This is a genomic window from Streptomyces sp. NPDC039480 (assembly GCF_055597165.1).
Genome location: NZ_JBVITX010000022.1, coordinates 1 through 23,128, shown reverse-complemented (window position 1 = coordinate 23,128; position 23,128 = coordinate 1). Strand labels below are relative to the sequence as shown.

The 23,128-nt window shown below is 71.3% G+C and carries 21 protein-coding genes; 15 read left to right on the top strand and 6 right to left on the bottom strand.

Features of this window, described 5'->3' with window-relative positions; all coding sequences use genetic code 11:
- Positions 1 to 43: 43 nt before the first annotated feature.
- Together ACZ56E_RS40180 and map are read right to left on the bottom strand one after the other, a co-directional pair.
- Positions 44 to 1,918, bottom strand: coding sequence for a WD40 repeat domain-containing protein (locus ACZ56E_RS40180; RefSeq protein ID WP_471221926.1), 1,875 nt, complete (start codon positions 1,916 to 1,918; stop codon positions 44 to 46).
- Positions 1,919 to 1,964: 46 nt separating this feature from the next.
- Positions 1,965 to 2,732 (bottom strand): type I methionyl aminopeptidase, encoded by a 768-nt coding sequence (map, locus tag ACZ56E_RS40175; RefSeq protein WP_471221925.1) that lies wholly within the window; start codon positions 2,730 to 2,732, stop codon positions 1,965 to 1,967.
- A 63-nt stretch (positions 2,733 to 2,795) separates the two neighbouring features.
- Here map and ACZ56E_RS40170 point away from each other — a divergent pair, with 63 nt between their 5' ends.
- The 15 genes from ACZ56E_RS40170 (at position 2,796) to aroC (ending at position 19,966) form a co-directional block, all read left to right on the top strand.
- Complete coding sequence (locus tag ACZ56E_RS40170; protein WP_468601969.1) at positions 2,796 to 3,047, top strand: helix-turn-helix domain-containing protein; 252 nt, start codon at positions 2,796 to 2,798, stop codon at positions 3,045 to 3,047.
- 156 nt (positions 3,048 to 3,203) lie between these two features.
- Positions 3,204 to 4,499: a hypothetical protein gene (locus ACZ56E_RS40165; RefSeq protein WP_471221924.1), complete on the top strand. Its 1,296-nt coding sequence runs from the start codon at positions 3,204 to 3,206 to the stop codon at positions 4,497 to 4,499.
- Positions 4,500 to 4,681: 182 nt separating this feature from the next.
- Positions 4,682 to 5,524, top strand: coding sequence for a nitrilase-related carbon-nitrogen hydrolase (locus ACZ56E_RS40160; RefSeq protein ID WP_471221923.1), 843 nt, complete (start codon positions 4,682 to 4,684; stop codon positions 5,522 to 5,524).
- The gene (locus ACZ56E_RS40155) at positions 5,521 to 6,804 is read left to right on the top strand and encodes an aspartate aminotransferase family protein (RefSeq protein ID WP_471221922.1); all 1,284 of its coding nucleotides are present in this window, start codon (positions 5,521 to 5,523) and stop codon (positions 6,802 to 6,804) included. Before ACZ56E_RS40160 ends, ACZ56E_RS40155 begins: the two co-directional genes overlap by 4 nt.
- A gap of 63 nt (positions 6,805 to 6,867) precedes the next feature.
- Positions 6,868 to 8,259: a dihydropyrimidinase gene (gene hydA, locus ACZ56E_RS40150; protein WP_471221921.1), complete on the top strand. Its 1,392-nt coding sequence runs from the start codon at positions 6,868 to 6,870 to the stop codon at positions 8,257 to 8,259.
- A 363-nt stretch (positions 8,260 to 8,622) separates the two neighbouring features.
- A complete protein-coding gene (locus ACZ56E_RS40145) occupies positions 8,623 to 9,531 on the top strand; it encodes an aromatic prenyltransferase (protein ID WP_471221920.1) in 909 nt (302 codons plus the stop codon).
- A 208-nt stretch (positions 9,532 to 9,739) separates the two neighbouring features.
- Positions 9,740 to 10,720 carry a mevalonate kinase gene (gene mvk / locus ACZ56E_RS40140; RefSeq protein WP_471221919.1) on the top strand — a complete coding sequence of 327 codons (981 nt, stop codon included), beginning with the start codon at positions 9,740 to 9,742 and terminating at the stop codon, positions 10,718 to 10,720.
- Positions 10,710 to 11,765, top strand: coding sequence for a diphosphomevalonate decarboxylase (gene mvaD / locus ACZ56E_RS40135; RefSeq protein WP_471221918.1), 1,056 nt, complete (start codon positions 10,710 to 10,712; stop codon positions 11,763 to 11,765). The genes mvk and mvaD overlap by 11 nt, the downstream gene beginning before the upstream one ends.
- Positions 11,762 to 12,877 carry a phosphomevalonate kinase gene (locus ACZ56E_RS40130; RefSeq protein ID WP_471221917.1) on the top strand — a complete coding sequence of 372 codons (1,116 nt, stop codon included), beginning with the start codon at positions 11,762 to 11,764 and terminating at the stop codon, positions 12,875 to 12,877. The genes mvaD and ACZ56E_RS40130 overlap by 4 nt, the downstream gene beginning before the upstream one ends.
- Entirely contained in the window at positions 12,874 to 13,965 is a 1,092-nt protein-coding gene (gene fni, locus ACZ56E_RS40125; protein ID WP_471221916.1) for a type 2 isopentenyl-diphosphate Delta-isomerase, read from the top strand. The genes ACZ56E_RS40130 and fni overlap by 4 nt, the downstream gene beginning before the upstream one ends.
- Positions 13,962 to 15,023, top strand: a complete 1,062-nt coding sequence (locus ACZ56E_RS40120; protein WP_362989245.1) for a hydroxymethylglutaryl-CoA reductase — start codon at positions 13,962 to 13,964, stop codon at positions 15,021 to 15,023. Before fni ends, ACZ56E_RS40120 begins: the two co-directional genes overlap by 4 nt.
- Before the next feature lie 3 nt (positions 15,024 to 15,026).
- Complete coding sequence (locus ACZ56E_RS40115) at positions 15,027 to 16,202, top strand: hydroxymethylglutaryl-CoA synthase (protein ID WP_471221915.1); 1,176 nt, start codon at positions 15,027 to 15,029, stop codon at positions 16,200 to 16,202.
- Between the two features lie 138 nt (positions 16,203 to 16,340).
- Positions 16,341 to 17,342, top strand: a complete 1,002-nt coding sequence (locus tag ACZ56E_RS40110; RefSeq protein WP_471221914.1) for a 3-oxoacyl-ACP synthase III family protein — start codon at positions 16,341 to 16,343, stop codon at positions 17,340 to 17,342.
- A gap of 159 nt (positions 17,343 to 17,501) precedes the next feature.
- Positions 17,502 to 18,785 (top strand): 3-phosphoshikimate 1-carboxyvinyltransferase, encoded by a 1,284-nt coding sequence (aroA, locus tag ACZ56E_RS40105; protein ID WP_471221913.1) that lies wholly within the window; start codon positions 17,502 to 17,504, stop codon positions 18,783 to 18,785.
- Positions 18,782 to 19,966, top strand: a complete 1,185-nt coding sequence (gene aroC / locus ACZ56E_RS40100) for a chorismate synthase (RefSeq protein ID WP_471221912.1) — start codon at positions 18,782 to 18,784, stop codon at positions 19,964 to 19,966. Before aroA ends, aroC begins: the two co-directional genes overlap by 4 nt.
- Before the next feature lie 169 nt (positions 19,967 to 20,135).
- Here the strand turns inward: aroC and ACZ56E_RS40095 are convergent, their stop codons facing one another.
- The 4 genes from ACZ56E_RS40095 to ACZ56E_RS40080 form a co-directional block, all read right to left on the bottom strand.
- On the bottom strand, positions 20,136 to 20,537 hold the full coding sequence (locus ACZ56E_RS40095) for a hypothetical protein (RefSeq protein ID WP_471221911.1): 402 nt from the start codon (positions 20,535 to 20,537) through the stop codon (positions 20,136 to 20,138).
- Positions 20,538 to 20,760: 223 nt separating this feature from the next.
- On the bottom strand, positions 20,761 to 21,876 hold the full coding sequence (locus ACZ56E_RS40090; RefSeq protein WP_471221910.1) for a phage tail sheath family protein: 1,116 nt from the start codon (positions 21,874 to 21,876) through the stop codon (positions 20,761 to 20,763).
- Positions 21,873 to 22,910, bottom strand: coding sequence for a methyltransferase (locus ACZ56E_RS40085; protein WP_471221909.1), 1,038 nt, complete (start codon positions 22,908 to 22,910; stop codon positions 21,873 to 21,875). Before ACZ56E_RS40085 ends, ACZ56E_RS40090 begins: the two co-directional genes overlap by 4 nt.
- Before the next feature lie 74 nt (positions 22,911 to 22,984).
- Positions 22,985 to 23,128, bottom strand: a 144-nt coding sequence (locus ACZ56E_RS40080) for a PhzA/PhzB family protein (protein WP_471221946.1), incomplete at its 5' end; no start/stop codon positions are given.

Here is a 23,128-nt window from a genome sequence, read left to right as displayed (position 1 = left end):
GGCCGGTGAGCCCCGGCCGGTGAGCCGGGGCCACGCGCCGGCGCTACGGGACGGGTGAGGCCGCGCAGTTCTGCTCCAGCTCGTTCGCCGCCCAGCGGATCGGCGACTCCGGGTCGTCGTGCAGATACCGCAGCGCGGGCAGCGCCTCACGGACGGCGGCGAGCTGGGCGTCGCCCCGGCCGCCGCGTGCCCGGCGGACGTCGGCGAGATCCGCGATGAGCAGCAGCAGCGTGGAGCGGGCCTGGTTGTCCGGGTCGGTCATCAGCTCGACGAGGAAGGGGATCGCGGGGACCGCGGCGGTCGAGGAGGCCTCCTTGGAGACCAGGAGCCGGTAGAGGTCGTGGACCGCGTCCATGGCGGTCTTCTTGTCGTCGGACGCGACCTTGCCGATCAGGTCGGGGATCATGCGGCCGGGGCCGCGCGCGGTCCACAGGGAGCCCCAGTCGACGCCGTCGAGGCGCAGCTGGAGGTCGCGGTGCGGCCACAGCTTCGCCGGGTCGAGGCGGAGCACGGACGTGCCGTCCGCGTCCGTGACGCGCAGGGTGCCGTCCGCGTCGAGGCCGAGGTGCGTGATGCCGGTGCCGAGGCGCAGGCCGGCCACCGCGTCGGAGTCCAGGTCCCAGACGCGGACCAGGCCGTCCGCCCATGCCGCGGCGAGCGCGGGCCCGGTCTCCAGCTGGGCGGCGGCGAGTGCCCGGACGGGCGTGCGGCGCCGCGCGAAGGGGGTTCGCCGTGGCTTGCGGCGGGTGCTCCAGTAGCGGATCACGCCGTTCTCGTCGCCGCTCAGGACGAGGCGCCCGTCGCTGTCGGTCTTGACGCAGGCGAGCGCGGTGACCGGCGCGCGGTGCAGGGCGAGGCCGATGGTCTCGGGGGACCCGTCGTCGGTCTCCAGGACGTGCACGAAGCCGTCCGCGTCGCCCGCCACGAGGGTCGTCGCGTCCTGGTCGGTGGCCACCGACCGCAGGGCGCCCGGCGTTTCGACGAGCGCGGCGGCGGCGCCGGGCACCGAAGGCGGTGCGCCGGGCCCGCGCGAGAGGACGGTCCAGCGCCCGCGCGGATCGGCGTCGCCCGCCGCGAGGGAGACGGGACCGAGGTCCTCCAGGGGCGCGGGCACCTCGGTGGGCGGGCTGATCGCCTTGTCGCCCGACCAGTCGACGCCGAGGGTCTCGGCGACCGCGACGAGCGCCTCGCGCGTCCGGGCGTTGATGACGATCGCGAAGTCGGCGCCGGGGCCGCGGCCATGACGTATGACGGCGTCCGGCGCGCCGTACGAGAGGGCGTCCGTGCCCATCTCCTGCCAGGGCAGCAGGCCCAGTTCGCGGTACGAGGACGTCAGGCGCCGGACGATCTCCGGGTCGGCGTCGACGACCTTCCTGCGGACCCGCAGCGTCCAGCCGTAGTGCGCGGGCAGCCGCTCGAAGGCCAGCTGCAGCAGGAACTCGGAGAGCGACCGGCTCTGCACGACCCACTCGCCGCGGAGGCTCACGACGACGCGGGGGTCGGGCAGTTCGGCCTCGGCGGCGAGGTAGCCCCACTCGTGGCTGTAGTGGTACTCCGACATGAAGACACAGACACGACGGTCGCCGCCGGGCCCCACGAGGCCGCTGTCCGCGGCCGCTTCGAGCTCCGAGATCCTCGGCGGCCACTGGGTGTGGACCCAGTACAGGCGCGGATTGAAGGCGAAGGAGTTGACGGGGGAGTCCCACCACTCGGTCAGCGCCTCGGGGACGGGCAGCTCCCAGTCGATGCCGTCCGTGCGGTTCTCCCCGCCCCACCGGGAGTGGCCGGGCTCGCCGCCCGGGTCCTCGTAGCCCCACTCGCGCTGGACCGCTTCGAGCAACTCCCAGCGGGGGCGGCCCTGTTGACGCTCCCGCAGCCGGTCCGCGAACTGTCCGTAGTCAGTGATCTCTGGTGTCACCGGAGAATCGTACGGATGATCTACGTCGGGGTATGTCCTCGTCGGGTCACAGTGCCGTGAGGATCCTGGGACCGTCCTCGGTGATCGCGACGGTGTGCTCGGCGTGCGCCGCGCGGCTGCCGTCGTTCGTGCGGAGCGTCCAGCCGTCCGGCGCGGGGTGGTAGCCGTCGTCGCCGCCCGCGATCACCATCGGCTCGATGGCCAGGACCATGCCGGGGCGCAGCGGCATGCCGCGGCCGGGACGGCCTTCGTTCGGCACGCCGGGGTCCTCGTGCATCTGACGGCCGATGCCGTGGCCGCCGAAGTCCTCCGGGATGCCGTATCCCGCCGTTCTGCACACGGTGCCGATGGCGTGCGCGATGTCGCCGATGCGGTTGCCGACGACCGCCGCCGCGATGCCCGCTTCCAGGGCGCGCTCCGCCGTCCCGATGAGGCGGACGTCCGCGGGGCGCGGGGTGCCGACGGTGAAGCTGATGGCCGAGTCGCCGGCCCAGCCGTCGAGGTGGGCGCCGCAGTCGATGGAGACGAGGTCGCCGTCGCGCAGCCGGTAGGCGTCGGGGATGCCGTGCACGATCGCGTCGTTGACGGAGGCGCAGATGACGGCGGGGAAGGGGGTCGGTGCGAAGTGCGGCCGGTAGCCGAGGAAGGGGGAGGAGGCGCCGGCCTCGCGGAGCACGCCGTGCGCCACCGCGTCCAGGTCGAGCAGGGAGACGCCCACGGCCGCGGCCTCGCGGACGGCGGTGAGGGCCTGCGCCACGACGCGGCCCGCTTCACGCATCGCTTCGATCGATTTCTCTGTCTTGAGTTCCACCATGCCAATAACTATACCGGTATTTGAATGCCGGTATACAAATCGGGGGTCGGGTAGGGTGGGGGCATGGTTCGGACTCCTTTGACCCCGGAAGAGCGTGAGCGCGGCGAGCGTCTCGGGGGGCTCCTGCGGGAGGCCCGGGGCGAGCGGAGCATGGTGTCGGTCGCGGCGGAGGCCGGTCTCTCCGCGGAGACGCTGCGGAAGATCGAGACGGGGCGGGCGCCGACGCCCGCGCTGTTCACCGTGGCGGCGCTGGCTTCCGTGCTGGGGCTCTCGCTCGATGAGCTGGTGGTCCGGTGCGAGCTGACAGCCGTCTGAGTGCTTCGACTCACGCCGTCGGAAAACTGCATGTAGTCGTCCCGTAACACGTCTGGTGTTATCTTCCGGACCGGAAGACTCCAGTCTCCACGGGGCGGTGCCGGTCGGATGGTAGTGGAACAACTCCCGCAGCAGGTAAGGGAGTTCGCGAGGTACTTGAGGGATCTGCTGGGACGTTTGGACCAGGAGGCGGGCTGGTGCGGCGTGTTCTGGCAGCGCGACCCGGACGGCATGCGCGCCTGTCTGGACGGCGCCGAGGTCCCGCCCTGGGACGTGGTGCAGGCGCTGCTCCACGACCTCGCGGCGGACCGCGGGCTCCCGGAGGCCGAGCGCGAGGCGGCCGTGGCGCGCGCCCTGCACCGGGCGTCCATCGCCGCGTACGACGCGCGGCCCGGCGGCCGGGAGCTCCTCAGCGACCGGCTCGACATGATGCTCACCGAGCAGCGGATCGCCCTGGAGCGGCAGGCCGACCTCACGCACCGGCTGACCGCCGCGGCCGACGCCGACGAGGCCGACCGCATCAACCTCGACCTGGCCTGGGTGCGCGACGACCACGACCGCGCGACCGCCCGCTGCGCCGAACTGCAGGAGCGCATGGACCGCCTGGCCGAGGCGCGACGGCCGTCGTGGGTGGACCTCGGCGCGGCGGCGGACGACGGGTTCGGGGGGTCTCCGTCCCGGGGAGGGGTGTCCTCGTCTCCGGGAGGGGCGTCCGCGTCCCCGGGAGAGGTGTCCCCGTCCCCGTCCCCATCCCCGTCCCCGGGAGACGAGTTGCGCGTGCCCCGGCAGGCCTCCGCGCCCCACGCGGCGGAACCGGCCTACCCCAGGGGCGCACGGTTCGCCGGACTCGGCGGCGGCGGGCGGCACGCCGGCGCCCCCGACACCGCGCCCGCGCCGGAACCGTCGCACTTCCCCGACGAGGACCCCGCAGGGCGCGCCACCTCCGACGCCGTGCGGCAGCTCGTCGAACTCCGCGCCGAGGGCCGCAGCGGCGAGGCGCACGGCGTGCTCGTCGAGGCCGCCGGCTGGCCCGCGGACAGGCTGCCGCAGTTCGCCGTCGAACTGCACCGCGCGGGCCTCGGCGCCGACTGGGCCACGCTGCTCTGGGAGGCAGCTTCGCTGCCACCGGACCGGCTCGTCGCCCTTGCGGACGCGCTGGCCGGCTCCGGCCGCGCCGACGACTGCAGGAAGCTGCTGCGGCAGGGCGTCGCGCGCCCCGCGCCGGAGATCGCCGAGGCGGTCGTCGCGCTGCTCGACGCGGGCCGCGAGCGGGAGGCCCGCGCGCTCCTCGACTCGTACCTCCGCGTCCGCACCCCCGAGGACGTGGCCAGCTGCGCGCACACGGACCCGCAGCGCCTCGTACCCCTGCTCCTGGAGACGGCCCGGCAGGTCTCGGACGCGCACCACTGGGACCTGGTGCACGCGCTGCGCGTAGCGGGATTCAGCGCCTGACCGGGATCGTCCCTGCCCGTTTCTGGCCCGCTCGGGTGCGAAACATGATCGACTCCATCGGTTGACGGCGATGGTCTTGCTCGGCCCCTCGGCGGAGGCTTACGTTTTCCTGATCCACGCAGCAGGTCTACGTGCGTAGAAGCTCATCGACGCCCTCCCACGGGCATACGAAGGAGCAGCTCATGGCCAACGTCGTACGCGCCGCACTGGTCCAGGCCACCTGGACGGGCGACACCGAGTCAATGATCGCCAAGCACGAGGAGCACGCCCGCGAGGCGGCCCGGCAGGGCGCGCAGGTGATCGGCTTCCAGGAAGTCTTCAACGCCCCCTACTTCTGCCAGGTCCAGGAGGCCGAGCACTACCGCTGGGCCGAGCCCGTGCCCGACGGGCCCACGGTCACCCGCATGAGGGAACTCGCCCGCGAGACCGGCATGGTGGTCGTCGTCCCCGTCTTCGAGGTCGAGCAGTCCGGCTTCTACTTCAACACCGCGGCCGTGATCGACGCCGACGGCAGCTACCTCGGCAAGTACCGCAAGCACCACATCCCCCAGGTCAAGGGCTTCTGGGAGAAGTACTACTTCAAGCCGGGCAACCTCGGCTGGCCCGTCTTCGACACCGCGGTCGGCAAGGTCGGCGTCTACATCTGCTACGACCGCCACTTCCCCGAAGGATGGCGGCAGTTGGGCCTCAACGGCGCCCAGCTCGTCTACAACCCGTCCGCCACCCACCGCGGCCTCTCCGCCCACCTGTGGCAGCTCGAACAGCCCGCCGCCGCCGTCGCCAACGAATACTTCATCGCCGCGATCAACCGCGTCGGCCAGGAGGAGTACGGCGACAACGACTTCTACGGCACGAGCTACTTCGTCGACCCGCGCGGCAAGTTCGTCGGCGAACCCGCGAGCGACAAGACCGAAGAACTCGTCGTCAGGGACCTCGACTTCGGCCTCATCGAGGAAGTACGCCAACAGTGGGCGTTCTACCGCGACCGCCGTCCCGACGCCTATGAAGGGCTGGTGCAGCCGTGACCGATCTGTACGACCGCCACCGGGCGGTGCTGCCCGACTGGCTCGCGCTCTACTATCAGCGGCCGATCGAGCTCACGCACGGCGAGGGCCGCCACGTGTGGGGCGCCGACGGCACGAAGTACCTCGACTTCTTCGGCGGCATCCTCACCACCATGACGGCGCACGCCCTGCCCGAGGTCACCAAGGCGGTGAGCGAGCAGGCGGGCCGGATCATCCACTCCTCGACCCTCTACCTCGACCGCCCGATGGTCGAACTCGCCGAGCGCGTCGCGGCGTTGTCCGGCATCCCCGACGCGCGCGTCTTCTTCACCACCTCGGGCACCGAGGCCAACGACGCGGCGCTGCTCCTCGCCACCGCCCACCGCCGCTCGAACCAGATCCTGGCGATGCGCAACAGCTACCACGGCCGGTCCTTCACGACCGTCGGCATCACCGGCAACCAGTCGTGGTCGCCGACCAGCCTCTCGCCCCTCCAGACGCTGTACGTCCACGGGGGCGTCCGCAGCCGCGGCCCGTACGCCGCACTGGGCGACGCCGACTTCACCGCGGCCTGCGTCGACGACCTGCGGGACATGCTCGGGCAGACCCGCGGGGGAGTGGCGGCGCTGATCGCCGAGCCGGTGCAGGGCGTCGGCGGCTTCACCTCGCCGCCCGACGGTCTGTACGCCGCGTTCCGCGAAGTCTTTGCCGAGCACGGCATCCTGTGGATCTCCGACGAGGTGCAGACCGGCTGGGGCCGCACGGGCGACCACTTCTGGGGCTGGCAGGCGCACGCGCAGCACGGCCCGCCGGACATCCTCACCTTCGCCAAGGGCATCGGCAACGGCATGGCGGTCGGCGGCGTCGTGGCGCGCGCCGAGGTCATGAACTCCCTCGACGCCAACTCCATCTCGACGTTCGGCGGCTCCCCGGTCACCATGGCGGCCGGCCTCGCCAACCTCACGTATCTCCTGGAGCACGACCTCCAGGGCAACGCGCGGCGCGTCGGCGGGCTCCTCATCGAGCGGCTGCGGGCCATCTGCGCCCAGCTGCCCGTCGTACGCGAGGTGCGCGGACGCGGCCTGATGATCGGCGTCGAGCTGGTCGAGCCCGGCACGGACCGGCCGAACCCGCAGGCGGCCGCCGCCGTCCTCGAAGCGGCCCGCGAGGGCGGCCTCCTCATCGGCAAGGGCGGCGGACACGACACCAGCGTGCTGCGGATCGCCCCGCCGCTGTCGCTGACCGTCGCCGAGGCGGAGGAGGGCGCGGCGATCCTCGAACGGGCGCTGCACAGAGCCTAGTTCAGGTACGCCCCGGTTCGTGTGCAAGGACCTCGCAGGCCCGCAGGAAAGGGAGCGCACCACATGAGCAACCGCACTCTGATCACCGGCGGCCTGGTCGTCACGGCCTCCGACGAACTGTCCGCCGACGTCCTGGTGGTGGACGGCAAGGTCGCGGCGCTGGCCACTCCGGGCAGCCACGGGTGGACCGCCGCCCGTGTGCTCGACGCCACCGGGAAGTACGTCGTCCCGGGCGGCGTCGACGCCCACACGCACATGGAGATGCCGTTCGGCGGCACCCTCGCGTCGGACACCTTCGAGACCGGCACCCGCGCCGCGGCCTGGGGCGGCACCACCACCATCGTCGACTTCGCGATCCAGCCCAAGGGCGGCACGCTCGCGGAGGGGCTCGACGCATGGCACGAGAAGGCGGCCGGGCGGTGCGCGGTCGACTACGGCTTCCACATGATCATGTCCGATGTGAACGAGTCCTCGCTCAAGGAGATGGACACCCTCGTCTCCTCCGGCGTCACCTCGTTCAAGCTGTTCACCGCCTACCCGGGCGTCTTCTTCTCCGACGACGGGCAGATCCTCCGGGCGATGCAGCGCGCCGGCGCGAACGGCGGTCTCGTGATGGCGCACGCGGAGAACGGACTCGCCATCGACGTCCTGGTGGAACAGGCGCTGGCGCGCGGCGAACGGGACCCCCGCCACCACGGCGAGGTCAGGAAGGCGCTGCTCGAGGCGGAGGCGACGCACCGGGTCATCAAGCTGAGCCAGGTGGCGGGCGCGCCGCTGTACGTGGTGCACGTGTCGGCGCGGGAGGCCGTCGCCGAACTGACCAGGGCCAGGGACGAGGGACTCCCGGTCTTCGGCGAGACCTGTCCGCAGTACCTCTTCCTGTCGACCGACAACCTCGCGGAGCCCGACTTCGAAGGCGCGAAGTACGTCTGCTCGACCCCGCTGCGGCCGCGGGAGCACCAGGAGGTGCTGTGGCGCGGACTGCGGACGAACGACCTCCAGGTGGTCTCCACGGACCACTGCCCGTTCTGCTTCAAGGGGCAGAAGGAGCTGGGCCGGGACGACTTCTCGAAGATCCCGAACGGCATGCCGGGCGTGGAGCACCGCATGGACCTGCTGCACCAGGCGGTCGTGGAGGGGCACATCAGCAGGCGCCGCTGGATCGAGGTCGCCTGCGCGACACCGGCCAGGATGTTCGGCCTCTACCCGAAGAAGGGCACCATCGCCCCGGGCGCCGACGCCGACATCGTCATCTACGACCCGCACGCCGAACAGACCATCTCCGCGCAGACGCACCACATGAACGTCGACTACTCGGCCTACGAGGGCAAGAGGGTGACGGGACGCGTGGAGACGGTGCTGTCCCGGGGCGTGCCGGTGATCGACGACCGCGTGTACACGGGCCGCGCGGGGCACGGGTCGTTCCTCCAGAGGGACCTCTGCCAGTACGTCTGAGCCGCACCGACCGGGGCCCCGTCCAACTGGCGGGGCCCCGGCGCGACTTCACGAGCATGTGACCCGGGTCACTTCAGGGAGGCCTTGGCTCGAAGGCGCCGCCCGTGTCACTATTTCTGCACGCCGACTCTGCCCAAAACCCGCCGCGAGGCCGTGGGTCGAGTGCCGTAGCCGCCGGTTCGTACCGGCGAGGCCGAGTCCGCGGCTCGACGCAGTACCGATTCCCCTTCGCATTCCATCGCGTGATGGTGTCCCCTCCCTTTTTGCTGCGATTTTCGCGGGCGGTGGGGGGATTGACGACCTTAAGTTGTGATGTTGACCGGCGAATTCGCCAAATTCGATCATTCGATCCGTGGAGGAACCATGTCGGAAAGCGCCGACCTGACAGAGCTTTACTCGATCATCGAGAAGACGGCTCAGGTGGTGGACGTCACCGCTTCGCACGACAAGGTGTGGCCCATCCTGAATGCCTTCCAGGACGTGATCGCGGATTCCGTGATCTCCTTCCGGGCTTCCACCGGAAGCAGCGCGGACGATCTCGACTGCCGCTTCACGATGCTCCCCAAGGGCCTCGACCCATATGCCCGCGCCCTGGAGCACGGCCTGACCCCGAAGACGGACCACCCCGTCGGGAGCCTGCTTCAGGAGGTCCACCAGAACCTCCCCATCACCAGCTGCGGCGTCGACTTCGGTGTCGCAGGCGGCTTCACGAAGACCTGGTCCTTCCCCAGCGCCGAGAACCTCGGGAAGGTCTCCGAGCTGGTCAAGCTCCCGTCCATACCGGAGGCCGTCGCCGCGAACCGCGACTTCTTCGAGAAGTGGGGGATCGCCGACATGGTCAGCACGGTCGGGATCGACTACTCGAAGCGCACCATGAACCTCTACTTCGGCGGTGGCGTGGGCGACCGCGTGCCGGCCGAGGTCTTCGAGGAGAAGGGCGTCCGGGCGATCCTCGGCGAGCTCGGCCTCGCGGCGCCGAGCGAGGAGCTCCTCAAGTTCTGCGAGCGCTCCTTCGTCATCTACGTCACCCTGAGCTGGGACTCGCCGAAGATCAACCGGTTCACGTACTCCGTCATGACGCCGGAACCGCTGGGCCTCCCGGTGGACCTCGCCCCGACGTTCGAGCGGCTCATCAAGACCGCGCCGTACGACACCGAGGGCCGCAACTACGTCTACGGCATCGCGTCGACGCCGAAGGGCGAGTACCACAAGATCGCGTCGTACTACCAGTGGCAGAAGCGCGTGGAGAAGCTGCTGCGTTCCGACGGCTGACAGCGCTCCGCCCGCCGGGGCGGGCATTCCAAGGGCTTGCGGAGGGGCGATTCGATGCCTCTCCGCAGGCCCTTTTCTCTGGACCGGTCGGGGTTCGGACGCCACCCGGCCTGCTTCATTCCTTCCTAGAAATCTGGATGATGCGATCTCCATGCAGAAAAGACAAAGGGAGCTGAGTGCGTTGACGCCACCGACCTCGGCGGAGGGGGTGTCAGAAATACGTCGGGCCCGCTCGGTCGGAATCGGCCGCGCCCATGCGAAGACCATTCTGCTGGGGGAGCACGCGGTGGTCTACGGTGCTCCCGCACTCGCGCTCCCGGTGCCCCAGCTCACGGTCACGGCGAGCGCCGGCTGGTCGGCCAGGGCCCCGGGTGACACCGGCGACGTGTCTCTGACGATGACCGGCTCCGCCTCGCGCCCCGTCGCCACCCAGGCCTCCGACTGGCTGCGGCGGCTGACCGCCGAATTCCGGACAACCATGAACGTCGCCGAGGACGTGCACCTCGACGTGATCCTCGACTGCGCCATCCCGCCGGGCCGCGGACTCGGCTCCAGCGCGGCATGCGCGCGGGCCGTCGTCTTCGCGCTCGCCGACCTCTTCGACCGCGAGGTCACCCCGCAGACCGCCTTCGACCTGGTGCAGACCGCCGAGAACGTGGCCCACGGCCGCGCCAGCGGCGTCGACGCCACCGCCGTCGGCGCCCCCGGACCGCTCCTGTTCCAGCAGGGCCGGTCGGAGGAACTGCCCATCGGCTGCGAGGCGTTGTTCATCGTCGCCGACAGCGGCGAAGTGGGCCGCACCAAGGACGCCGTCGGCCTGCTGCGCGAGGGCTTCCAGCGCCACGAAGGGGCACAGGAGCGGTTCGTGCGCCGCGCGACCGAGCTGACCGACGAGGCCCGGCACGCCCTGGCCGACGGCAAGCCCGAAGAGCTGGGCTCCCGCATGACGGAGTATCACGAACTGCTGCGCGCCGCCGGGTTGAGCACCGAGCGCATCGACGCGCTGGTCGACGGCGCGGTCGCCGCGGGCAGCCTCGGCGCCAAGATCACCGGAGGCGGCATGGGCGGCTGCGTCCTCGCGCTGACCCAATCGGAGCAGGCGAGCGCGGTGACCCGGCAACTGCACGAAGCCGGCGCCGTACAGACATGGGTCGTACCGCTGAGGGGGTTTGCCGGTCATGGGCGCTGAACAGCGGGCCACCGCGGTGCGAACGGCACCGAAGGACACGGCGGGCACCGCGACCGCCGTCGCGCACCCGAACATCGCACTCATCAAGTACTGGGGCAAGCGCGACGAGCGGCTCATCCTGCCGCGCACCGACAGCCTCTCCATGACCCTGGACATCTTCCCGACGACCACCCGCGTCCGGCAGGCCCCCGGGGCCGACCACGACGAGGTGACGCTCGGCGGCACACCGGCGGAAGGCGAGGCGCGGCAGCGCATCGTCACCTTCCTCGACCTGGTGCGCGAGCGGTCCGGCGTCACCCACCGGGCCGTCGTCGACACCGAGAACACCGTGCCCACCGGGGCGGGCCTCGCGTCCTCCGCGAGCGGCTTCGCCGCCCTGGCGGTGGCGGCGGCCGCCGCCTACGGCCTCGACCTCGACGCCATCGCGCTGTCGCGCCTCGCCCGGCGCGGCTCAGGATCGGCCTCCCGCTCCCTCTTCGGGGACTTCGTGGTCTGGCACGCGGGCCGGGAGACCGGCACCGACGAGGAAGCCGACCTGAGCTCGTACGCCGAGCCGGTACCCACCGCACCCCTCGACCCCGCCCTGGTCGTCGCCGTCGTCAACGCCGGACCCAAGGACGTGTCCAGCCGCGCCGCCATGCGACGCACCGTCGACACCTCGCCGCTCTACGAGCCGTGGGCCGCCTCCAGCAAGGACGACCTGGCCGACATGCGCGGGGCACTCGGCCGCGGCGACCTCGAAGCGGTCGGCGAGATCGCCGAACGCAACGCGCTCGGCATGCACGCCACGATGCTCGCGGCCCGCCCCGCCGTGCGCTACATGTCACCGGCCTCGCTCACCGTCCTCGACAGCGTGCTGCAGCTCAGACGCGACGGCGTGGCCGCCTACGCCACCATGGACGCCGGGCCGAACGTCAAGGTGCTCTGCCGCGCCGCCGACGCGGACCGGGTCGCCGACGCCGTGCGCGCCGCCGCGCAGGGCGGCGCCGTCCATATCGCCCGCCCCGGCCCCGGAGCCCGGCTGCTGACCGAGGACGGCCGGTGACCCGTCGGCCGACGGTCGTCCGGCGCGCGCCGGGCAAGCTGTTCGTCGCAGGCGAGTACGCGGTCGTGGAGCCGGGCAACCCCGCGATCCTGGTCGCCGTCGACCGGTACGTCACCGTCACCGTGTCCGACCCCGGCGAACCCGGCGTCGTACTCTCCTCCGACCTCGCCCCGCGCCCGGCACACTGCCGATGGCGGGACGGCCGGCTCGACGGGGCGGAACCGCGGGACGGACAACTGCTCCGCGAGAGCTTCGCCCACGTGGCGGCGGCCGTCGAGACCGTCGGCCGGCTGCTCGCCGAACGCGGCCTGCCCGAGCCCGCGCTCGACATCTCGGTCAGCAGCGAACTGCACGACAACGGCACCAAGTTCGGCTTCGGGTCCAGCGGCGCCGTCGTCGTGGCGACCGTCGCCGCCATGGCCGACCACTGCGGCCTCCACCTGACGCGCGGCGCCCGCTACCGCCTCGCGATGCTCGCCACGGCCGCCCTCGAACCCCGGGCATCCGGCGGTGACCTCGCCGCCGGCACCTGGGGCGGCTGGATCACCTACCGGGCACCCGACCGGGCCGCCGTCCTCGACCTGGCCGGCAGAGCGGGCGTCGAAGAGGCCCTGCGCGTGCCCTGGCCCGGCAACGAAGTACACCCGCTGCCGCACCCCGCGGCCCTCTCACTCGAAGTCGGCTGGACCGGGACACCCGCCTCCACCTCGTCCCTCGTCTCCGGCCTCGACCGGAAGACCTGGCGGGGCAGCGCCTCCCACCGGAGGTTCGTGGAGACCAGCAACGACTTCGTGCACGCCTCGGCCGACGCACTGCACCGCGCCGACCACGACGGCCTGCTGCGCCAGATCCGCCGCGCCCGACGGGAGTTGACGCGCATCGACGAAGAAGCCGGGCTCGGCATCTTCACCCCCCGGCTGACCGCGCTGTGCGACGCCGCCGAAGCGGTCGGCGGCGCCGCCAAGCCCTCCGGGGCGGGCGGCGGCGACTGCGGCATCGCCCTGCTCGACGCCGAAGCGGCACCGGACATCGCCCACGTACGGAAACGGTGGACCACGGCGGGGGTGCGGCCCTTGCCGATCCGTCCCGCCATGGAAGGGAACGAAGAATGATCTCTCAACGCAAGGACGACCACGTCCGCCTCGCCGTCGAGCACCAGCGGCAGCACAGCGGACACAACCAGTTCGACGAGGTGTCGTTCGTCCACCACGCCCTGGCCGGCATCGACCGGCCCGACGTGTCCCTGGCCACGACCTTCGCCGGCATCTCCTGGCCGGTGCCGCTCTACATCAACGCGATGACCGGCGGCAGCGTCAGCACCGGCATCATCAACAGGGACCTCGCCATCGCCGCCCGCGAGACCGGCGTGGCCGTCGCGTCCGGGTCCATGAGCGCGTACTTCAAGGACCCGTCCTGCGCCGACACGTTCAGCGTGCTGCGCAAGGAGAACCCCGACGGCTTCGTCCTGGCCAACGTCAACGCGACCGCCTCGGTCGACAAGGTGCAGCGCGCCATCGACCTCGTACGGGCCGACGCCCTGCAGATCCACATCAACACCGCGCAGGAAACGCCCATGCCGGAGGGCGACCGGTCGTTCTCCTCCTGGGTCCCGCAGATCGAGAAGATCGCGGCGGCCGTCGAGGTCCCCGTCATCGTCAAGGAGGTCGGCAACGGCCTCAGCCGTGAGACCGTCCTGCTCATCGAGAGCCTCGGCGTCCGGGTCGCGGACCTCGGCGGCCGCGGCGGCACCGACTTCGCCCGCATCGAGAACGGCCGGCGCGAACTCGGCGAGTACGCGTTCATGCACGGCTGGGGACAGTCCACCGCGGCCTGCCTCCTCGACAACCAGGACGTCGGCATCCCCGTGCTCGCCTCCGGCGGAGTGCGCAACGCCCTCGACGTCGCCCGCGCGCTGGCCCTCGGCGCGTCCGGCGTCGGCGCGTCCGGCGGATTCCTCCGCACCCTGAAGGACGAGGGCGTCTCCGCGCTGATCGCGCAGATCTCGACGTGGCTCGACCAGCTCGCCGCGCTGCAGACCATGCTCGGCGCCCGCACCCCCGCCGAACTGACCCGCTGCGACCTGCTCATCCACGGCGAACTCCGTGACTTCTGCGCCGACCGAGGCATCGACACGGCGCCGTTCGCGCAGCGCTCCCGCTCCGTACAGGCCGCCCACGAACTGACGGGATCCACCCGATGACCGAGACACACGCGATCGCCGGCGTCCCGATGCGCTGGGTGGGCCCCCTGCGCATCTCCGGCAACGTCGCCACCACCGAGACCCAGGTCCCCCTCGCCACCTACGAGACACCGCTGTGGCCCTCCGTGGGCCGCGGCGCCAAGGTCTCCATGCTCGCCGAGAACGGCATCGTCGCCACCCTCGTCGACGAGCGGATGACCCGCTCCGTGCTCGTCGAGGCGACCGACGCGCAGACCGCGTACGTGGCCGCCCGCGCCATCGACGCCCGCATCGACGAACTGCGCGAAGTGGTGCGCGGCTGCAGCCGGTTCGCCCAGCTCATCAACATCCGGCACGAGATCAACGCCAACCTGCTGTTCATCCGGTTCGAGTTCACCACCGGTGACGCGTCCGGGCACAACATGGCGACGCTCGCGTCCGACGCGCTCCTCAAGCACCTCCTCGACACCATCCCGGGCATCGCCTACGGCTCGATCTCCGGCAACTACTGCACGGACAAGAAGGCCACCGCGATCAACGGCATCCTCGGCCGCGGCAAGAACGTGGTCACGGAGCTCCTGATCCCCCGCGACGTCGTCACCGACGTCCTGCACACGACGGCCGCCAAGGTCGTCCAGCTGAACATCCGCAAGAACATGCTCGGCACGCTGCTCGCCGGCGGCATCCGCTCGGCGAACGCCCACTACGCCAACATGCTGCTCGGCTTCTACCTCGCCACCGGCCAGGACGCGGCCAACATCGTCGAGGGCTCCCAGGGCGTCACCATGGCCGAGGACCGCGACGGCGACCTCTACTTCGCCTGCACGCTGCCCAACCTGATCGTGGGCACGGTGGGCAACGGCAAGGGCATCGAGTTCGTCGAGACCAACCTCGCCCGGCTCGGCTGCCGCGTCGAGCGCGAGCCCGGCGAGAACGCCCGCCGGCTCGCCGTGATCGCGGCCGCGACCGTCCTGTGCGGCGAGCTCTCACTGCTCGCGGCACAGACGAACCCCGGCGAACTGATGCGTGCACATGTCCAGTTGGAGCGCGACAACAAGACGGAAAAGGTCGGTGTGTAGGGCATGGCCAGTGGTTCAGGCATAGGGATTCACGATCTGTCGTTCGCGACGACGGAGTTCGTGCTGCCGCATACGGCGCTCGCCGAGTACAACGGCACGGAGATCGGCAAGTACCACATCGGCATCGGCCAGGAGTCGATGAGCGTCCCGGCCGCCGACGAGGACATCGTGACGCTCGGCGCCGCGGCCGCCGCGCCGATCGTCGCCCGGCACGGCAGCGAGAAGATCCGCACGGTGGTCTTCGCCACCGAGTCCTCCATCGACCAGGCCAAGTCGGGCGGCGTGTACGTCCATTCGCTGCTCGGGCTGCCGTCGGCGGCGCGGGTCGTGGAGCTGAAGCAGGCCTGTTACGGAGCGACCGCCGGTCTGCAGTTCGCGCTGGGCCTGGTGGCACGGGACCCCTCCCAGCAGGTCCTCGTGATCGCCAGCGACGTGTCCAAGTACGAACTGGACAGCCCCGGCGAGGCCACCCAGGGCGCCGCGGCGGTGGCGATGCTGGTGAGCGCGGATCCGGCGCTGGTGCGGATCGACGGCCCCTCGGGGCTGTTCACCGCGGACGTCATGGACTTCTGGCGGCCCAACTACCGGGACGCGGCACTCGTGGACGGCCAGGAGTCGATCAACGCGTATCTCCAGGCGGTCGAGGGCTGCTGGAAGGACTACAGCGAGCAGGGCGGCCGCTCCCTGGACGACTTCGCGGCGTTCTGCTACCACCAGCCGTTCACCAAGATGGCCTACAAGGCGCACCGCCACCTGCTCAACTACTGCGGCCACGACACCGACAAGGACGTCATCGAGGGGCACCTCGGCCTGACCACGGCGTACAACAGGGTCATCGGCAACAGCTACACCGCCTCCGTGTACCTGGGCCTGGCCGCGCTCCTGGACCAGGCCGACGACCTGACCGGCCGCTCGATCGGCTTCCTGAGCTACGGCTCGGGCAGTGTCGCGGAGTTCTTCGCCGGCGAGGTCGTGGCCGGCTACCGCGAGCAGCTGCGCACCGCCGAGCACCAGCGGGTCATCGAGCAGCGCAAGCCGCTGGACTACGCCGGTTACCGCGAGCTGCACGAGCGGTCCTTCCCCACCGACGGCGGGGACCACCCCACGCCGGTGCAGACCGGCGGCGCGTTCCGGCTGGCCGCCCTGCGCGGTCACAAGCGGATCTACGAGCGGCGGTAACGGCACCGTGCGAGTACGGAGGTGCGGGGGCGGCCGGTCGGTGCCGCCCCCGCACGCCGCGCGCGAGTGCGGAGGCGCCGTCCGGGCGCCGGACACAGGCAGGATCCATTCACGTCGTGTTGAGGGTGGGGCAGGCGAATGACCGGTATCGCAGCCGATATCGCAGTTCTGGGTACGGGCGCCTATGTGCCGGACCGTATCGTCTCCAATGACGAGGTCGGCGCGCCGGCCGGCGTCGACGGCGAGTGGATCGAGCGCAAGACCGCGATCCGGGAGCGGCGCTGGGCCGCGCCCGGCCAGGCCACCTCCGATCTCGCGGTGGCGGCCGGGCGGGCGGCGCTGGAGTCGGCGGGCATCACCGTGGGCCAGCTGTCGCTGATCGTGGTGGCGACGTCCACACCGGACCGGCCGCAGCCGCCCACCGCGGTCTATGTGCAGCAGCAGCTCGGTGCCGCCGGGGCGGCGGCGTTCGACGTGAACGCGGTCTGCTCGGGCAGCGTGTTCGCGCTGTCGGTGGTCGAGGGCATGCTGGCCCGCCAGGGCGGTCACGCGCTGGTGATCGGCGCGGACGTCTACTCACGGATCCTGAACCCGGCCGACCGCAAGACGGTGGTGCTGTTCGGGGACGGGGCCGGCGCGATGGTCCTCGGCCCGGCCGGCGACGGGCGCGGCGCCGGGGCGCGGGTGCGGCACGTCGCCCTGCACACCGTCGGCGAGCTCGCCGGGCTGATCCAGGTGCCCGCGGGCGGCAGCCGGCAGCCCGCCGACCAGGCGGTCCTCGACGCGGGCCTGCAGTACTTCGCGATGGACGGGCGCGAGGTGCGCCGGTTCGTGGTGGAGCAACTGCCGCAGCTGACCAAGCAGTTCCTGCACGAGGCCGGCGTGGTGCCGGACGACATCGCGCACTTCGTGCCGCACCAGGCCAACGGCGTCATGCTGGACACGGTGATCGAGGACCTGGCGCTGTCCCGGGCCACCACGCACCTGACCCTGGAGCGGTACGGGAACACCGGCGCGGCCTCCATCCCCATCACGCTGGACGCCGCCGCCCGGGGAGGGGCCTTCCGGCCCGGCGACCTGATCCTGCTCGCGGGCTTCGGCGGCGGCATGGCCGCGGGCCTCGCCCTGCTCGAATGGTGAAGGGACCACGGGCCTGACGCCTTGGTCCTGTGACCACAGGTCTGACGCCCTGGTCCTGATGTGACCCCCTCAACCCCCTCTGACCGGGCCGGGGAGCTCCTTCCCCCAAGAGCGCTCCCCGGCCCTCACCCCCCCGCCGCACCGCATGGAGGCACCCGCGTGATCACGGAGAAGGAGCCGGGCACCGGCCTGGCCGCCCGCGTACCGGGATCGAAGAGTCTGACCAACCGACTGCTTCTGCTGGCCGCCGCCGCCGACGGCACGAGCACCCTCCGCGCCCCGCTCGTCAGCGAGGACACGGTCGCGTTCCGCGAGGCACTCGGCGTGTCCGGCATCCCGGTGACGAGCGGCCCCGACGACGAGTTCTGGCAAGTGACGGGCACGGGACGCGGACCCACGGGCCCCGCCCGGCCGTGGTGCGCCGACGCGGGGACGGCGGCCCGCTTCCTGCCCCCGTTCGCCGCCACCGGCCACGGCACCTTCCTCTTCGACGGCTCCTCCCAGCTGCGCGCCCGCCCGCAGCGCCCCCTGATCGAGGCGCTCCGCGCCCTCGGCGCCGACCTGGAGCCCGGCCCGGGCAACGGGCTCCCTCTGCTGATCCGCGCGCACGGCATCGAGGGCGGCGAGCTCTCGGTCGACTCGTCGCTGAGCAGCCAGTATCTGAGCGGGCTGCTGATGGCGGCCCCGCTGATGCGCCGCGGCCTCGAGGTCCGCACGGGAAGCCTGGTCAGCCGTCCGTACGTCGACATGACGGTGGCCCTGATGCGGCGCTTCGGAGCCCGGGTCGAGGAGAGCGCGGACGGCACCCTGCGCGTCCCGCCGGGCGCGTACGACGCGACGGACGTCGTGGTCGAACCCGACGCGTCCTCCGCCTCGTACATCTTCGCCGCGGCGGCCGTCACCGGACGTTCCGTCACCGTGCCCGGTCTGGGCACCGACAGTCTGCAGGGCGACCTCCGCTTCGTCGAGGTCCTCCAACAGGCGGGCGCCGAGGTGCGGGTGGGGCCGACGGCCACCACCGTGTCGGGCACCGGCCCGCTGCGTGGCGGCTTCACCGTGGACATGGGCGAGATCTCCGACACGTTCATGACCCTCGCCGCCATCGCGCCGCTCGCCGACGCCCCCATCACGATCCGCGGTGTCGCGCACGCGCGGCTGAAGGAGTCCGACCGGGTCGCCGCCATGGCGGAGAACCTGAGGGCCTGCGGCATCGAGACGTCCGAAGGGACGGACTGGATCACCGTCCGGCCCGGAATGCCGCGTCCCACGCGTATCGCGTGCCACCGCGACCACCGGATCGCGATGTCGTTCTCCGTCCTCGGACTCGCGGTTCCCGGCACGATCTCGCTGGACGACCCGGTCTGTGTGGCGAAGACCTTCCCGGACTTCCACGACGAGCTGCGACGCCTGTTCCCGGGCGCAGGCGAAGGAGCACACCGTTGAGCAGGTTGCGTTGGCTGACCGCGGGGGAGTCGCACGGACCCGCGCTTGTCGCGACGTTGGAGGGTCTTCCCGCCGGCGTGCCGATCACGACGGAGATGGTGGCGGATCATCTGGCGCGGCGGCGGCTGGGGTATGGCCGTGGTGCGCGGATGAAGTTCGAGCGTGATGAGGTCACGTTCCTGGGTGGTGTGCGGCACGGGCTGAGCATGGGTTCGCCGATCGCGGTGATGGTGGGCAATACGGAGTGGCCCAAGTGGGAGCAGGTCATGTCGGCCGATCCGGTGGATCCGGCGGTTTTGGCCGATCTGGCGCGCAATGCGCCGCTGACCCGGCCGCGGCCCGGTCACGCGGATCTGGCGGGGATGCAGAAGTACGGGTTCGACGAGGCGCGTCCGGTGCTGGAGCGTGCTTCGGCGCGTGAGACCGCGGCGCGGGTGGCGCTTGGTGCGGTGGCTCGTTCGTACTTGAAGGAGACGGCGGGGATCGAGATCGTCTCGCACGTCACGGAGCTGGCGGCGGCGAAGGCGCCCTACGGCGTCTACCCCACCCCCGCCGACGTCGAGAAGCTCGATGCGGATCCGGTGCGCTGCCTGGACGCGGATGCGTCGAAGGCGATGGTCGCGGAGATCGACCAGGCCCACAAGGACGGTGACACGCTGGGTGGTGTGGTCGAGGTCCTTGCGTATGGGGTGCCGGTGGGGTTGGGCTCGCATGTGCACTGGGACCGGCGGCTCGATGCCCGTCTGGCGGCCGCGCTCATGGGCATTCAGGCGATCAAGGGTGTCGAGGTCGGGGACGGTTTCGATCTGGCGCGGGTGCCGGGTTCCAAGGCGCACGACGAGATCGTCACCACGGATGACGGCATCAAGCGCACGTCGGGCCGGTCCGGTGGCACCGAGGGTGGTCTGACCACGGGTGAGCTGCTGCGCGTACGTGCCGCGATGAAGCCGATCGCGACGGTGCCGCGGGCGTTGGCCACCATCGACGTGGCCACGGGTGAGGCGGCGAAGGCGCATCACCAGCGTTCCGATGTGTGTGCAGTGCCGGCTGCCGGGATTGTCGCCGAGGCCATGGTGGCGCTCGTCCTGGCCGATGCCGTTGCCGAGAAGTTCGGTGGCGACAGCGTGCCCGAGACGCGGCGCAACGTGGAGTCGTACCTCGACAACCTCCAGATCAGGTGAGCGGTCCGCGGAGGCGGCCCGCGGCACGCGGTGGGATTCCGCGCGCGTGCGTGACCGCCTCCGCCTCCGCCTAATGCCCCTTCAGCTCCCTCAGCCCTTCCCTGCTCTCTCCCGCTGAGCAGGCCGGGCGTTCCGCGGAGCCGTCCGATCTAGGCAGGTCTGGGCAGGTCTAGGCGGCCTCCTCGCGCCGGCGGTCCATGAGGTGCCGCAGGACGAGCCATTCCCGTATCTCCCAGGAGTGTCCCGCCGAACAGCTGATGCTGCTGCTCTTCTGCGGCGCGGCGACGATCGTTCCCGTGCAGCTCTCCACCACACACCGCCTGGTGAGCGGGGTCCCGTCGGCGCGGTCGGGTTCGATGACACCGAGCAGTTCGACGTGAAGGCTCCGGATCTCCTCCGCGAAGTCCGGGGCCGGGGGCTGGGCCGTGAGCCACTCCAGGTGGAGCAGCAGGAAACACGCGAGGTGGGGCACGGAGCGAGTCGGGGGAGTGGTCCCGAGTTCGTCCGCGACATAGCTCGCCCACGACTCCAGGATGGCGACGATATTGCTTCGGGCGTCGAGTGCGGACACGTTCAGGTGGTCCCGCCTGCGGCTCCCGGAAACCTTCGTCGGATTCCGGCGCCTGGAAGTCGCCATGACGTGATGCAGGCCTTCCTGGTGAAGGCCCGGGAGCGCGCGCAGATCGTGCTCCAGGGTTCTGACGCAGGAGTCACAGAGCAGGGAATCGGTGGCGGCCCTAATTCCCGGTCTGTGGTTCTGTGAGCATGAGTGAATCTCCATACGGAATCTCTCCTCAGATGATTCTGTTCCCGATGTCGTGCTGAACGCGGAAAGTGACGAATTCGGCCGGTCGTACGACGGCGAGGCCGACGTCGAGGTTCACCCGGCCCCGCGCCATGTCCTCGTGGGTGTTGTTGGTGTCGTCGCAGACGACCTCGAACGCCTCGGCCGCGGACACGCCCGGCAGCACCCCCTGGCGCCACAGACCCGTGAGGAACGTGGCGGTGGACTGGCGCACCAACGCCCGCAGTTGGGCGCTGTTCGTGTCGAAGGCGGCCCAGCGAGTGCCCTGTTCGAGCGAGGCGCGGGCGTGGTTCACCAGGCGACGGACGCTGAGCTCGGTCCAGTCGGGGTCGGTGGACAGCGTGCGCGCCCCGAGCACCCGGATGCCCCTTCCCGGGAAGGACCGCAGGCAGTTCACCCCCAGCGCGCCCACCGAATCCCGCTCCTCCTCCGTGAGTTCGCGCTCGTGCTTGATCACGCCCACCAGGGCGCCCACGGGCATCGCGTGCACACCTTGCTCGGTGTCGACGCGGCAGCACATGCCCGCCACATGACCGGAGGGCGGCACCAGGCGTTCGCGCCCGTCGGCCTCGGTCACGGTGATCCACGGATAGTGGACGGCGGCGAACTGCGCCTCCGGCTCGGGCAGTTCGAAGGGACGTCTTCGTACGTCGGCGGGTTCGAGGCCCTGCCGGGTGTGCAGCAGAGCCACCCGGTGGCCCACACGCCCGCAGTGTCCGGCGATCTCCCGCGCGACGCCCTGCGCCTCCCTCTCCACCCGCCACAGGTCCGGCGCCACCACGAGGGTGATCTCCGGCAGGCGCTCCAGCTTGGCGAGGGCGGCCCGGTAGGCGGTGACCCGGTCCGGGTCGTCGCCCGTTCCGATGACCCAGGCCCCGCCACCCCCGTTGCGGAAGTGGCCGAGCACGGCGTCGTGGACGAACGAGGGCGGCGCCCCTTCGGTCCCGCGCGGCGAGAACGCCTCGATGAATTCCTGCGGGTGACGGACGAAGGCCGGCTTGTCCGGCAGGCTCGGGGCGTCCCCGACGAAGGCCGCCACCGAGGTGTGCACGCCGTGGATGAAGGGCGCGCCGTGACCCGCTCCCGGTATGCCGTCCGTGGTCACGACGGGATGTCGGACGTGGCGGTGAGTACCAGTGCCGAGGTCTCCATGGGGAGTTGTACGGAACGCTCGATGGCCAGGCCCGACTGGTCCGCCAGTTCGTGGTACTCGCCGATCGAGCGCTGGTGACCGCCGTTGACGACCATCAGGTGGAGGTCCCACAGCGGGGCCAGCAGGCCGGCCTTGCCGTCCTGGACGACCATCTCGATGATCACCAGGCGGGAGTGCGGGGCCATGGCCCCGCGTATGGAACGCAGGAGGCGTACGCAGTCGCCCTCCGACCAGTCGCCGAGAACCCGGGACAGGAGATAGGTGTCGGCCCCCTGCGGCATCGGGCTGGTGAACATGTCCCCGGCGACGAGCTCGGCACGGTCGAGACCCACGCTCTGTTCCAGGTGCGCGCGGGCGATGGGGATGTTGTGCTCCAGGTCGAGCAGGGTGCCGCGGGCCTCGGGCGCCGCGCCGAGGACCGTCGCCAGCAGCTGGCCGCTGCCGCCCGCGATGTCGACGACGTGCCGGTCGGCGGTGAAGTCGATGTACTGCGGCACCGCGTCGAAGGCGAAGTTGTTCGCCTGGGCCTGCATGGCGCGCTGGAAGCGCTGCGCGGCGTCGGGGTCCTCCCCGAGATAGCCGACGAGCGAGCGTCCGTACGCCTTCTCGAAGCCGCTCTTGCCGGTACGGAACGTCTCGACGGACTCGCCCCAGGCCTGGTAGAACTCCTCGCCGTAGAGCAGACACACGTCGCGCAGGGAGCCGGGCCGGTCGCGGAGCATGTCGCCCACGTCCGTGTTGCGGTAGCCGCCGTTCTCGTCGCCGTCGACCACGCCCAGGCGGAGCAGCAGCCGCAGCAGGCGCCGGACGGCGTCCGGGTCCGCGTCCGCGGCCTTGGCGAGCTCCGCGGGACCCGTGAGGCCCGACGCGATCAGATCGGGCAGACCCAGCTTGGCCGCCGCGTGGACGGCCTGGGTGTGCCAGGCGGCGGTGATGAGATCGATGGTGGCGCGGGCCGCGGGCCGGGGGGCGTTGTCCGTGGTCATGGATTCTCTCTTCGCGCGTAGGAACAGGGTGGGGGAGTACCTGGTGGCGGGCTGTCGGGTGCCCCTGGGTGGGTTCAGGAGGGGATCCAGTCGCGTTGGATGTGGGGGGTGGGGATGCTCAAGGCCCGCATGTGTTCGATGGGGTTGGTGTATTCGCGGCTGGCGGCGATGAGTCCGTCGGCCAGGGTGAAGCCGTGGATGAAGTGGTTGCGGTAGCG